Origin of the sequence: Streptomyces sp. NPDC026092, assembly GCF_040638605.1 — a bacterium.
Classification (GTDB): Bacteria; Actinomycetota; Actinomycetes; order Streptomycetales; family Streptomycetaceae; genus Streptomyces.
The window spans coordinates 122,668-135,832 of the sequence record NZ_JBEZYN010000008.1 but is presented as its reverse complement, the minus strand read 5'-3'; the positions used below and the strand labels follow the sequence as shown (position 1 = coordinate 135,832).

At 73.7% G+C, this 13,165-nt stretch carries 9 protein-coding genes and 1 pseudogene; 4 read left to right on the top strand and 6 right to left on the bottom strand.

All coding sequences use genetic code 11. The features are described 5' to 3' along the window. Window positions 1–29: 29 nt before the first annotated feature. The gene (locus AB0F56_RS15585; RefSeq protein ID WP_362009029.1) at window positions 30–722 is read right to left on the bottom strand and encodes an NAD(P)-binding domain-containing protein; all 693 of its coding nucleotides are present in this window, start codon (window positions 720–722) and stop codon (window positions 30–32) included. Window positions 723–802: 80 nt separating this feature from the next. Then, a pseudogene (locus AB0F56_RS15580) lies at window positions 803–1,126 on the bottom strand (NAD(P)-binding domain-containing protein); the annotation flags it as partial. A 64-nt stretch (window positions 1,127–1,190) separates the two neighbouring features. Here AB0F56_RS15580 and AB0F56_RS15575 point away from each other — a divergent pair. Both AB0F56_RS15575 and AB0F56_RS15570 read left to right on the top strand, forming a co-directional pair. Continuing rightward, complete coding sequence (locus AB0F56_RS15575) at window positions 1,191–2,555, top strand: FAD-dependent oxidoreductase (RefSeq protein WP_362009028.1); 1,365 nt, start codon at window positions 1,191–1,193, stop codon at window positions 2,553–2,555. Between the two features lie 5 nt (window positions 2,556–2,560). After that, complete coding sequence (locus AB0F56_RS15570; protein WP_362009025.1) at window positions 2,561–3,799, top strand: MFS transporter; 1,239 nt, start codon at window positions 2,561–2,563, stop codon at window positions 3,797–3,799. A 29-nt stretch (window positions 3,800–3,828) separates the two neighbouring features. On the opposite strand, the gene AB0F56_RS15565 is transcribed toward AB0F56_RS15570, so the two are convergent. Both AB0F56_RS15565 and AB0F56_RS15560 read right to left on the bottom strand, forming a co-directional pair. Next, on the bottom strand, window positions 3,829–5,352 hold the full coding sequence (locus AB0F56_RS15565) for an aldehyde dehydrogenase family protein (RefSeq protein WP_362009023.1): 1,524 nt from the start codon (window positions 5,350–5,352) through the stop codon (window positions 3,829–3,831). A gap of 45 nt (window positions 5,353–5,397) precedes the next feature. Next, window positions 5,398–6,684, bottom strand: coding sequence for a GAF domain-containing protein (locus AB0F56_RS15560; RefSeq protein ID WP_362009020.1), 1,287 nt, complete (start codon window positions 6,682–6,684; stop codon window positions 5,398–5,400). 291 nt (window positions 6,685–6,975) lie between these two features. Between AB0F56_RS15560 and AB0F56_RS15555 the strand changes: the two genes are divergently transcribed. Both AB0F56_RS15555 and AB0F56_RS15550 read left to right on the top strand, forming a co-directional pair. Then, entirely contained in the window at window positions 6,976–7,830 is an 855-nt protein-coding gene (locus AB0F56_RS15555; RefSeq protein ID WP_362009018.1) for a bifunctional 5,10-methylenetetrahydrofolate dehydrogenase/5,10-methenyltetrahydrofolate cyclohydrolase, read from the top strand. Between the two features lie 140 nt (window positions 7,831–7,970). Beyond that, entirely contained in the window at window positions 7,971–8,570 is a 600-nt protein-coding gene (locus AB0F56_RS15550) for a hypothetical protein (protein WP_362009016.1), read from the top strand. Between the two features lie 46 nt (window positions 8,571–8,616). Here the strand turns inward: AB0F56_RS15550 and AB0F56_RS15545 are convergent, their stop codons facing one another. Beyond that, window positions 8,617–9,963, bottom strand: a complete 1,347-nt coding sequence (locus tag AB0F56_RS15545) for an SWF or SNF family helicase (RefSeq protein ID WP_362009013.1) — start codon at window positions 9,961–9,963, stop codon at window positions 8,617–8,619. Then, entirely contained in the window at window positions 9,960–12,899 is a 2,940-nt protein-coding gene (locus AB0F56_RS15540) for a DEAD/DEAH box helicase (protein WP_362009010.1), read from the bottom strand. The genes AB0F56_RS15545 and AB0F56_RS15540 overlap by 4 nt, the downstream gene beginning before the upstream one ends. Window positions 12,900–13,165 lie beyond the last annotated feature (266 nt).

The following is a 13,165-nucleotide window of genomic DNA, read 5'->3' as shown; positions in this document are numbered from 1 at the left end:
ACATACGTCGAACCAATGCGGGAAGGGCCTCAGGATCGGGCGAGGTGGCCGGCCAGACGGCGGGCCGCCCGTTCGGCGTCCCGCCCGCACCCGCGCAGGGAGTTCGAGGACAGGCTGCGCTGCCACTCCAGACCCACGAACGCCAGTCCCGGATGCGCGAGACAGGCGCCGTCGCGGTGCCGGGGCCGGCCAGAGGCGTCGAGGGCCTCGTCCAAGTGAGCGAGGTACGGGAGGTCGGGGCGGTAACCGGTAGCGAGGATGATCGAGTCCACGGCTTCCGTGCTCCGGTCCGCCCACGTGACCTTGCCGCCGTCCAGACCGGTGAACATCGGGCGGCGGTCCGGGAGACCGGCAGCGAGCGCGGCCCGGTAGCGGCCGTCGTCCAGCACCGGCTGCGCGGGCGGGGTGCGCAGCAGCCCGCCGAGCGGGGCGGTGTCGAGGCCGGTGCGGATGAGCCGGAAATGCAGGTCGCGCCCCAGCAGTCGCTGGCGGGCGAACTTCGCCGGCGCCCGCGTCGCCAGCGTCGTGCGACTCGCCCGGGAGAGCTCGGCGGCGACCTGGACCGCGGAGTTGCCCGCGCCGACCACGACGACCCGCTGCCCGGCGAGCTCGGCGGGATCGCGGTAGTCGGCGACGTGCAGCGCCTGCCCGGTGAAAGCCTCCAGCCCCGGCAGCGAGGGCCGGTACGGGCGGCCGAAGCTCCCGGACGCGGCGACCACCACCCTGCCCTGATGCTCGCCCCGTCCTCCAGGTCGACGCCGAAGCCTCCGGAATCGGACTCGACGTGAACGGCCTGGCTGCGGGTGCGGATGTCGGCGTCCAGGCGTGCGGCGTAGCGGTCGAGATAGTCGACGACCTCGTCCCGGTGCGGGTACCGCTCCGGATCTCCGCCGAACGCCAGGCCCGGCAGTGAGCTGAACCGGGCCGGGGAGAACAGGGTCAGGCTGTCGTAGTACCGCGGCCATGATCCGGCAGCCCGGTCCGACGCCTCCAGTACGACCGGCGCCGCACCCTGCTTGACCAGCGCGTGCGCGGCGGCAAGGCCTGACTGTCCGCCCCCGATGACGACCGCTTCCACGTACTCCACGACCCCACGGATTCGATGAATGTCTATGTTGACGTACATCGAAACAGGTGTCATGCTGATCGCGCAAGCCATCGACAGACATCGAATCAATGAGGAGCCGACCATGACCGCGCCTGCCACTCCCGACCTGCCCGTCGTCGTGATCGGGGCCGGTCCCGCCGGTCTGGCCGCCGCTGCCCACCTCGAAGACCGCGGCCTGGACTTCCTCGTCCTCGAGGCGGGCCCACACGCCGGCGCCGCCACCCGCGACTGGGCCCACGTACGCCTCTTCTCCCGCTGGGGTGAGGTCGTCGACCCGGCCGCCGAGAGGCTCCTCGCGTCCACCGGCTGGGTCAAGCCGGATCCGACGGCCTACCCGACCGGCGGGGACTGGGCCGAGCGCTATCTCCAGCCCCTCGCCCGCGTCCTCGGCGAGCGCGTCCGCTTCGGCGCCCGCGTCACCGGCGTCTCGCGTACCGGCCGCGACCGGATCGTCGACGCCGACCGTGACACCCAGCCGTTCGTCATCCACGTCGAGCACGCCGACGGCCGTGAGGAGCGCCTCTTCGCCCGCGCCGTCATCGACGCCTCCGGCACCTGGTCCACCCCCAGCCCGGCAGGCGGCAGCGGACTGCCCGCCCTGGGCGAGAAGTCGGCCGCCGACCGGATCACCTACCGAGTCCCCAACCTCAAGGACCCCGCCGTTCGAGCCCGCTATGCGGGCAAGCGCACCGCCGTGATCGGCTCCGGTGCCTCCGCCTTCACTGCTCTCGCCTACCTCGCCGACCTGGCCAAGGCCGAGGACAGCGCGGGCACCAAGGCGCTGTGGGTCCTGCGGCGCGGCATCTCGGGCTCCACGTTCGGCGGCGGCGAAGCCGACCAGCTCCCCGCCCGAGGCGCCCTCGGCCTGGCGGCCAAGGCCGCCGTCGACAACGGGTACGCGGACGCGGTCACCGGCTTCCGCACCGACGCCATCGAGCGCGACGGCGACGGGCGCCTTGTCCTGGTCGGCGAGGATGGCCGCCGCCTGGACGTCGTGGACGAGGTCATCGTCCTGACCGGCTTCCGCCCCGACCTCACTTTCCTCGAGGAGCTGCGTCTGGGCCTGGACGAGCGCCTGCAGGCCCCTGTCGAGTTGGCGCCGCTGATCGACCCCAACCAGCACTCCTGCGGCACCGTCTACCCGCACGGTGTGAACGAGCTCTCCCACCCCGAGAAGGACGTCTACCTCGTCGGCATGAAGTCCTACGGCCGCGCCCCCACTTTCCTCGCGATGACCGGCTACGAGCAGGTCCGCTCCATCGCCGCCCACCTCGCAGGCGACCAGGAAGCCGCCGAGCGCGTCGAGCTGATCCTCCCCGAGACCGGCGTCTGCGGCGGCGCCGGCCTCTTCGACCAGCCCGAGACCACCGAACCGGCCGGCGGCGGCTGCTGCGCAGCGCCCGCGACCCTCACCATCGGCGCGCCCGCCTCCTCCGGCGGCTGCTGACCCACATGCCCGACACCGAGGCCGACGTGACCGCGACTGGGACGGGGGTCCGGTCGCGGCCACGCGCCGTCCTGCCCGCCCTCTGCGCCACGCAGATCACCAGCTGGGGCGTCCTCTACTACGCCTTCCCCGTCCTCAACCCGACCATCACGATGAACACCGGCTGGCCCGCAGGAGCGACCGCCGCTGCGTTCTCCGCAGCCCTCATCGTCTCCGCCATCGTCGGCATCTACGTCGGCCGCATCCTCGACCACCGCGGCCCCCACGGCGTCATGACGGCCGGGTCCGTCCTCGGCCCCCTCAGCCTCCTCGTCGTGGCCGCCGCCCCCAACCTCGTCGTCTTCACTGCCGGGTGGCTGCTGGCCGGGGCGTCGATGGCCGCGACGTTCTACCAGCCCGCCTTCGCCGCCCTCACCCGCTGGTGGGCCCCCGACCACGTCCGCGCCCTCACCATCGTCACCCTCGCCGGCGGGCTCGCCTCCACAGTCTTCGCACCGCTCACCGCCGTCCTCGCCGACCAACTGTCCTGGCGCGCCACCTACGCCGTACTCGCCGGCATCCTCGCGGCCCTGACCGTCCCGGCCCACGCCCTCGCCCTCAAAGCACCCTGGCCACCGGCCCCTCCGAGCCCGCCGCACGTCGCCGGCGGCCACGAACGAGTCGTGCGCAGCCGGGCATTCTGGATGCTGGCCATCACCTTCACGTTGTCCGCCTTCGCGATGTATGCCGTCGTCATCGGCCTCGTCCCCCTCTTCCTCGAACGCGGCTACACCACCACCCAGGCGGCGTGGGCCCTCGGCCTCGGCGGCGCGGGGCAGACCCTCGGCCGCACCCTGTACGCAGCCCTCGCCCGCCATCTCGGCGTCACCGCCCGCACCATCAGCCTGATCGCACTCGGCGCCCTCACCACCGCAGCCCTTGCCACCGTCGCCGGCCCCTACGCCGTACTCGTGGCCGTATCCATCCTCGCCGGGATCATCCGAGGCAACCTCACCCTCCTCCAGGCCACCGCGGTCACCGACCGCTGGGGAACCACCCACTACGGCCGCCTCTCCGGACTCCTCGGAGCGCCATCCCACGCAGCCGCCGCCCTCGCCCCCTTCGCCGGCGCAGTCCTGGCCGGGCCCTTGGGCGGCTACCCCGCGCTGTTCTCGCTGCTCGCCGGACTCTCGATCGCTGCCGCCGTCACAGCCCTCGGGTCCGCGCCGAAGGGTGTCGTGCCGGTACGGGCGCCGGGAGGGTAATGGCTATTCCAGGAGGTCGACTTGCCGCTTTAGAAGAACCCGAGCTTCTTCGGCGAGTAGCTCACCAGCAGATTCTTCGTCTGCTGGTAGTGGTCCAGCATCATCTTGTGGGTCTCGCGGCCGATGCCCGACTGCTTGTAGCCGCCGAAGGCGGCGTGGGCGGGGTAGGCGTGGTAGCAGTTCGTCCAGACGCGGCCCGCCTGGATCGCGCGGCCCGCGCGGTAGGCGGTGTTGGTGTCGCGGGTCCAGACGCCCGCGCCGAGGCCGTAGAGGGTGTCGTTCGCCGTGCGGATCGCGTCGTCGAAGTCCGTGAAGGAGGTGACCGCGACGACCGGGCCGAAGATCTCCTCCTGGAAGATCCGCATGCGGTTGTCGCCTTCGAAGATGGTCGGCTGGACGTAGTAGCCGCCCGCCAACTCGCCGTCGTACTCGATGCGCTGACCGCCCGTGAGGATCTTCGCGCCCTCCTGCTGGCCGATCTCCAGGTACGACAGGATCTTCCGCAGCTGGTCGTCGGAGGCCTGGGCGCCGATCATCGTGTCGGTGTCCAGCGGGTGACCCGGGACGATCCGCTCCGTGCGGGCGACCGCCGCCTCCAGGAACTCGCTGTAGTGGCCGCGCTGGATCAGGGCCCTCGACGGGCAGGTGCAGACCTCGCCCTGGTTCAGGGCGAACATGGCGAAGCCCTCCAGCGCCTTGTCCCGGAAGTCGTCGTCCGACGCCCACACGTCGTCGAAGAAGATGTTCGGGGACTTGCCGCCCAGCTCGAGCGTGACCGGCTTGAGGTTCTCGGAGGCGTACCCCATGATCAGCCGCCCCGTCGCCGTCTCGCCCGTGAACGCTATCTTCGCCACCCGCGGCGAGGACGCCAGCGGCTTGCCCGCCTCCTCTCCGAAGCCGTTGACGATGTTGACCACGCCCGGCGGCAGCAGATCGGCGATCAGGCTCATCCAGAAGTGCACGGACACCGGGGTCTGTTCGGCAGGCTTGAGGATCACCGCGTTGCCCGCCGCGAGCGCGGGCGCCAGCTTCCATACCGCCATGAGGATCGGGAAGTTCCACGGGATGATCAGCCCGACTACCCCCAGCGGCTCGTGGAAGTGGTACGCCACCGTGTCGTCGTCGATCTCGCTCAGCGCGCCCTCCTGGCCGCGCAACGCCCCCGCGAAGTAGCGGAAGTGGTCGATCGCCAGCGGGATGTCGGCGGCCAGCGTCTCGCGGACCGGCTTGCCGTTCTCCCAGCTCTCCGCGACCGCCAGCTCCGCCAGCTTCGCCTCCATCCGGTCGGCGATCCTGAGAAGGACGTTCGACCGCTCGTTCGGCGCCGTACGACCCCACGCCGGAGCCGCCGCGTGCGCCGCGTCGAGGGCCCGCTCCACGTCCTCCGCGGTGCCGCGGGCGACCTCGGTGAAGGGGCGGCCGTCGACCGGGCTCGGGTTCTCGAAGTACTGGCCCCGCGCCGGGGCCACGTACTCACCGCCGATCCAGTGGTCGTAGCGCGGCAGGTACGACATGAGCGCGCCCTCGGTACCGGGCGCGGCGTAACGGGTCATGGACATGGCCTCCCTCGGACCGCGCCGGCCGTCCCTGGCCGGCGCTCACCGCCGAGTCTGCGGAGCCCTACGTTGCAACCCCGTTGCGCCCGCGGACAGTTCCTCGTCCAGGGCGCGCAGGCGGGCCAGTACCGGAGGCCTGCCCGAAGCCGGCACCACCTCCGCGAGCGCCCGCCACATCTCCACGTCGTCCTCGCCCCACGCGCTGTACGTCCAGTCCGCGAGCAGCGCCGCGTCGCCCCGGTCCACCAGCGAGGCCCGCAGCCTGCCCGCGAGCCGCTCCCGCAGCCGTACGACCCCGGGGGCGCGGGACGCCGGCAACAGCGGCCCCGCGTAGTCGGCGAGCGCCGCCGACACCGCACCCGAGCCCAGGCGCCGGTCCACCGTCGCGAAGTCCGCGTCGACCTCGGCCGCCAGCCGGTACGGGCGCGAGCGCAGCGCCTCCGGCCCCAGGAGCCCGCGCAACCGGGACAGCTCCGCCCGCAGCGTGACCGGGGTGACCGACTCGTCCTCGTACAGGAGCGTGAGGAGTTCGTCGCCGCCCACCCCCTCCGGGCGATGGGCCAGGACCACCAGGATCTCGCTGTGTCGGCGGCTCAGCCGCAGTCGGCGGCCCGTCACGGTGAGCAGCGCCTCGTCCCGGCCGAGCGCGGTCAGCCGTATCCGGTCCGTGGCGCGCGGCGGCGACAGCAGGGCCAACTGCGACTCCGCCGCCCGCGCCACGGCCTGGACGAACGCCAGACTGTGCGGGTGTGCGAGGCCGTCTCCGCCGGTGATGTCGACGGCGCCGAGCAGCCGCCCGGTGTGCGGATCGTGTACGGGAGCGGCGGCGCAGGTCCACGCCTGCACCGGCCGCTGGAAGTGCTCGGTGCTGAACACCTGCACCGGGCGATCCACCGCGATCGCGGTCCCCGGAGCGTTCGTCCCGGCCACCGACTCCGACCAGCGGGCCCCGGCGACGAAGTTCATCGCCCGCGCCCGCCGCAGCGTCCCCGGATGGCCCTCCACCCACAGCATCCGGCCCGACGCGTCGCAGACCGCCAGGAGGTGCTCGCCGTCCGCCGCGTACGTGCCCATCAGCTCCCGGATCACCGGCATGGCGGCGGACAGCGGATGCCCCGCGCGGTGGTCGGCGAGCTCGTCGTCCGCCAGCTCCACACAGGCCGCGCCGTCCGGACTCACCCGGGCCCGCGCCGAGCGCCGCCACGACTCCGCGACAAGCGGCCGCACCGAGGGGAGGGGGACCTGGCCGCCGTTGCCGCCGGTGAACACCTCGTGCGCCCGCCGCAGCGCCCCGGCGTCCGGCTCCGCCGCCGGCCATGCATCGCTCAACTCGGCCTCCACGTCGAGGTCCCAGGCTTCCGGGTGTGCCTGGTTGTCGTCATCGTCGTGCTCGCCGCGGTCGCCGACAAGCGTCCCGACACCCCGGCATATGCGCCCTGTCCGAACACCGCCCTGGGGCCCTGCCCAGGCCTCGCGTAGAGTGAGGCTCGGGCCGTGACTGGCGCTTGAGGTGGATCACCACCGGGGAGCGGCCCCGCGGACCCCGCGCACCCGCGCGGATCCGACGCTGCCGTGCGCCTGGGCGATCACCCTGTCCTCGACGACGCCCAGGAGTGGCCCATGTCCACCAGTACCGCCTCCCTCATGGACGGCACCGCCCTCGCTCGCCGTACGGTCGAGGAGACCGCCGCGCGCGCCGCCGAGATCACCCGCCGCACCGGCGTCACGCCCTGCCTCGCCACGGTGCTCGTCGGGGCGGACCCCGCCTCCGTGACGTACGTGAAGATGAAGCAGAACCGCTGCGCGAAGGCCGGAATCCGCTCCAAGCACGTCGAGCTGCCCGCCGAGACGACGACCGAGGAACTCGTCGCCGCGATCACCGCGCTCTCCCAGGACCCCGACGTCCACGGCATCCTGCTCCAGCACCCGGTCGGTCCCCACATCGACGAGCGGGCCGCCTTCGAGGCGATCGATCCGGCCAAGGACGTCGACGGAGTCACCATGGCCTCGTTCGCCGCCATGGGCTTCGGGCTGCCCGGCTTCGTCTCCTGCACGCCCGGCGGCATCATGCGGCTGCTCGACGCGTACGACGTCGATCCGCGCGGCAAGCGTGCCGTCGTCGTCGGCCGCTCCGCGATCCTCGGCAAGCCCGCCGGTCTGCTGCTCCTCGGCCGCGACGCCACCGTCACGTACTGCCACTCGCGCACCACGGAACTGTCCGAGGTCGTCCGCGAGGCGGACATCCTCGTCGCGGCCGTCGGCAAGCCCCGGTTCATCCGGGGCGAGGACATCAAGCCCGGCGCCGTCGTGATCGACGCCGGCTACAACCCCGGCAATGTCGGTGACGTGGACTTCGACACCGCCGCCGAGCGGGCCTCCCTCATCACCCCCGTACCCGGCGGTGTCGGCCCGATGACGATCGCCGTGCTCCTCGCCCAGACGGTCGAGGGCGCCGAACGTCAGCTCGGTCTGTAGACGGGCCGCGGCCTCATAGCACGGCGAGGGGTTCCGAACGGCCCGTACAGGAGCGGGAAGTGTCACAGTTCTGTACGGGCCGTGCTTCAACTCGGAGTCGAACCAACCCTGTTGAGGCTTCTCGGGTGACCCTGGTCACCATGTCCCCGTTCTCCGGCGAGAAATCGCCGTCGATCGCTTCGCCTTCGCCGGCCCGCTACCTCATCGTGCCGATCCTCGTCCTGGTCGCTGCCCTCGCCTTCGCCGTCCGCCAAGAGGGCCAGAGCCGGTGGGACGCGACCGCGCGGCAGCGGGCCGGCGCGACCGTCGGCGCGACCGCCGTGGGTGCGCCGGCCGCCGGTGACCAGCTCGCCGCGCAGGGCGGAACGGACGGGACCGCCGCCGTCCTCCCGTACCACCGCCTCAAGCCGGGGGAGTGCTTCGACATCGACCGGGCCGCCCCCGGCTCCGTCGTACGGCGCGGGTGCGACCGGCCGCACGACGCCCAGCTCGTCACCGTGGTCCGCCTGACCGGCGAGCACCGCACCGACCGGCAGATCCGGGACGCGGCGGCGGCCCTGTGCCGCGAGCCGCTCCGCCGCAAGGCCTCCGCCCAGCCGCGCGGTACCCGCTGGACCACCTTCGTCCAGTACCCGTACCGCTCCGGCTACCTCCTCGGCGCCGACACCGTGGCCTGCAGCCTCACCGCGCACGCCGCCCCCGGCAAGGCCGCCCGCCCGCTCACGGCCCGCCTGCGCTGATCACCCGACGGCGTTGACTGCCTGCCCGTGCTGTCCGGAGGCGCCGTCAGTCCTCTCGCGCCGCAAGGCTCGCGAGCGCGGCGGCGGGGTCCTGGTCGGCGGGGCCCGCCGGGACCCAGGAGCCGCGCTCCTTGCGGAAGGGCCACCAGCGGCCGTCGGCGCCGACGCGCAGCTGCGCGTCCGCGTCCACCACCGTCCAGCGCGCCGCCCCCGACTGCCGCAGAGCCGGCCGCTCGGCCTCCTCCCAGGCCTCCGCGAGCACCGTCTTCGCGCGGGCCAGCGCCTCGGGACCCGGGGTCCACTCCTCGTCCAGTACGGAGAGGGCGGCAGTGCCCCCGAACCGCCACGCGCGCGTGGCCGCGCCGAGGTCCGTCCGGCGCCGCCCCGTCCCCTCCGCGAGCCGCGCCGCGACCCAGGACGGCGGAGCCCCCGTGGCCGCCATCCGCACGGCGTCCTGAGCGGGCGTCAGCAACGGTTCCGGCCAGGGGCGCTCATGGCCGCCCGGTGCGAGCGCCTCGGCCAGCAGCCGGTGGGCACGGGCGGCCGCGTCCGCCGCGAGGAACTCCAGCGCCGCCGGGTCGAGCCCCGGCGCCGGCTCGGTCTCGGTGTCCAGCGAGGGCGGCTCGCCCGGGGCGGACGGAAGCACCGGAGGAGCGGGCAGCGGCGGCAGGATGTCCCGCCCGGCGAACGCCTCCTCGGCCGGTACGCCCGCGGCGGACCGGCGGGTGCTCGGGCCCGTCTCCGATCCCGTCGCCGCCCGCGCCGCGCTGCGCTCCTGCAACGCGTCCACCAGCGCCCGCTCACCGCGCCCCCGCATCAGGAGCAGCACGAACGGGTCCTCGTCCAGCAGCCGTGCCACCTGGTAGCAGAGGGCGGTCGTGTGCGGGCAGTGGTCCCACGCCTCGCAGCCGCACTCGGGGTCCAGGTCGCCGATGCCCGGCAGGAGTTCGAGCCCGGCCGCCGCCGCGTCCTCCACCAGGTGCGGCGGCATCTCGTGGTCGAGCAGCGCCGCGATGTGCCCGGCGCTCTCCACGGCCAGGTCGAGCAGCCGGTCCCAGTCGCCCTCCGAGAGCTCCTGGAGGAGGACATCGCTGCGGTACGAGGAACCGTCACGGTCCTTGACGACCGCCGTGATCCGGCCCGGGCGCACCGACACCGTGCCCACCGCGCCGGCGCGTGCCTGCCGGCGCCCCTGCTTGACCTGCTGGCCGTCGAGGGCCGTGTCCTCCAGGGCCTTGAGCCAGGCGCGGCCCCACCAGGTGCGGGCGAAGGCCGAGCCCGGGGCGGGCGGCAGCGCGGCGAAAGTCCGCTCCTCGTCGGGACGGTGGTGGCGGCCGCCGTGGGTGTCACCGCGGTCGTGCTCGTGCTCGTCGCCGAATCCGTAGTCGCTCATCGACCGTCCTCCCCGTTGCCGTTGCCGTTGCCGCTTCCGGTGCCTTCCCCGCTCCCGGCCCCGGTCCCGCGCAGGCTCACGAGGTCCGCCAGCTCGGAGTCGGTCAGTTCGGTCAGCGCCGCCTCGCCCGTACCGAGCACGGAGTCGGCCAGCGCGCGCTTGCGCAGCAGCATGTCCGCGATCCGGTCCTCCACCGTCCCCTCGGCGATCAGCCGGTGGACCTGCACCGGCTGGGTCTGCCCGATCCGGTACGCGCGGTCGGTGGCCTGGGCCTCCACGGCAGGGTTCCACCAGCGGTCGTAGTGCACGACGTGTCCGGCCCGGGTCAGGTTGAGGCCCGTGCCCGCCGCCTTGAGCGACAGCAGGAAGACCGGCACCTCACCGCTCTGGAAGCGCGCGACCATCCGCTCGCGCTCGGCGACCGGCGTGCCGCCGTGCAGGAACTGCGTGCGCACGCCCCGCGCTGCCAGATGCCTCTCCAACAGCCGTGCCATCTGGACGTACTGGGTGAAGACCAGCACGCTCGCCTCCTCGGCGAGGATCGTGTCGAGCAGCTCGTCGAGCAGTTCCAGCTTGCCGGAACGGCCCGCGATCCGGGGCCGCTCCTCCTTGAGGTACTGCGCCGGGTGGTTGCAGATCTGCTTGAGCCCGGTCAGCAGCTTCACGACCAGGCCGCGCCGCTCCATCCCGTCCGCCTCGGCGATCGCAGCGAGGGTCTCGCGCACCACCGCCTCGTAGAGCCCCGCCTGCTCCTCGGTGAGGGCGACGGCGCGGTCGGTCTCGGTCTTCGGCGGCAGCTCGGGCGCGATGCCCGGGTCGGACTTGCGGCGGCGCAGCAGGAACGGGCGGACGAGGGCGGCCAGGCGCTCGGCGGCCGCCGGATCCTCGCCGCCCTCGACGGCCGAGGCGTAGCGGGTCCTGAACGTGCCGAGCCGGCCGAGGAGTCCGGGAGTCGTCCAGTCGAGGATGGCCCACAGCTCGGAGAGGTTGTTCTCGACCGGGGTGCCCGACAGGGCGACGCGCGCCTTGGCGCCGAGCGTGCGGAGCTGCCTGGCGGTGGCCGAGTACGGGTTCTTGACGTGCTGGGCCTCGTCTGCGACGACCATGCCCCAGGTCCGCTCGGCCAGCCGGTCGGTGTCGAGCCGCATCGTGCCGTACGTCGTGAGGACGAACTCGCCGTCGGCCAGGTCTTCCAGACTGCGCGACGGGCCGTGGAAGCGGCGCACGGGAGTGCCGGGCGCGAACTTCTCGATCTCCCGCTGCCAGTTGCCCATCAGCGAGGTCGGGCAGACGACGAGGGTGGGACCGGCGGCCGACGGGTCGCTCTGCCGGTGCAGATGGAGCGCGATGAGCGTGATGGTCTTGCCCAGACCCATGTCGTCGGCGAGACAGCCGCCGAGTCCGAGCGAGGTCATCCGATGCAGCCAGTTGAGCCCGCGCAGCTGGTAGTCGCGGAGCGTCGCGGCGAGAGCGGCGGGCTGGGGAACCTCCTGCGGACCGCCCTCCGGGTCGGCGAGGCGGGCGCGCAACTGCTCCAGCCAGCCCGACGCCCGGACCTCGACGCGCGTGCCGTCCACGTCGGCCGTCCCGGTGAGTACGGCTCCGAGCGCGTCGACCGGGGTGACCTTGCGGTCCTGGGACGCGCGGGCGCGGCGGACCTCCGCGGGGTCGACGAGGACCCACTGGTCGCGCAGCCGGACGACCGGGCGAGCGGCCTCGGCGAGCTGGTCCAGCTCGGCGCGGGTGAGGTCCTGGTCGCCGATGGCGAAGCGCCAGTTGAAGGCGAGGAGGGCGTCGGCGGAGAGGAAGGAGGGGAGCGCGGACGACCGCCGTCCGGAGTCCCCGTCCGCATCGGAGCCGGTGCCCTCGGTGGTGGCGCCTCGGGGATCGGTGCCGCGCGTGGGTTCGGCGGTGTCGCCGCCCGCCGGGCCGATCACGGCGCTTGTCGTCAGCCCGTGGGCCAGGTCGCGCGGCCAGTGGATCTGGACGCCTGTCGCGGCGAGCGCCCGGGCAGCCGGGCGGAGCAGGTCCGTGACCTCGTCGTCGGCCAGGTCGACCGCGTCCGGGACGGCCGCCGAGAGCAGCGGCGCCAGCGGGGCCCAGGCGCGCGCGGCGCGGCGCAGAGCGAGCAGGGCGTCCATCCGGGCGCGGGGCCCGAAGGTCGCGGCCGCCGGGCCCGAGCCGGCCCAGATCTCCGCCGCGTCCGCGACCAGCGTCGGGTCGGCGACGCTGTGCATCTGGAGCACGGCGCGGAAGGCCGGGGCCGCCCCCTCGCTCAGACCGGGCAGCTCAAGGCGCAGGGAGAGCCGTACGCCGGCGTCGTGACCGGCCGCCACGTCCGCCGCCCAGGCCCGCTGCGCGGGCAGTTCCTGGGGCTCGTCGGCCGCGAAGGCGGGCCCGCCGGCGGCCAGGGGGGCGGCCGGGGTACGGGGCAGCCCGTCCACGACCGCGTCCACGAAGGCGCGCAGCAGCCCCTCCGGCTCAGGGAGGAGCACGGGCTTGTCGGCGGAGAGCGGTACGGCATGGGCGGCCGGCGGCATCGAGGCTGCCAGGGACCGGAGGTCGGTCAACTCCTCGGCGCCCAGCGGCCCGGCGCGCCAGGCGTCGCGGTCGGTGGGCGTGAGGCCGGGCAGCAGGAGCCCCTTCGCCGCCAGGTGCAGGGCGAAGAGGGAGGCGGCGCCCCAGAACGCGGCCGCGGGCGAGGCCACGTCCGAGAACCGGGCGCGGGTGAGGAGCGGCAGGGCGTCCCGTACGGGTACGAGCACGGCCGGAACCTCCCGCGGGCGTACGTCGTCGGCCACCACGGTCAGCCGGTCGGCCGTCGCCGGGAGGTGCTCGGGGGACCAGAAGGCGATGCGCCCGGTGCGCGGCGGGTCGGCGGGCAGGAAAACGGTGGAACAACGGACGAGTTCATCGAGTCTCAGGGACGGCGACAACACATTCCTCAAATTTGACTACTGGGCCGAGCGGCCGAGGGTACAGGAACGCCCGGCCCACCCGTGAGCGAAATCGCGGTGACCTGGATCACGTTCCGATCGCCGGCCGCCCGGCGCCGCACGAGGGGTGGAGCCAGCCCTACCCCCGCCCCCGGGGAATCCCCCTGGAATCTCGGGGGGTGACGTCATGGTTGCGGAGGATCACCGGTCCGTAGGTTCGAGGGAGTCCGGGCGGTACGCGCCGGGACCCCGCCCACGGACCCCGG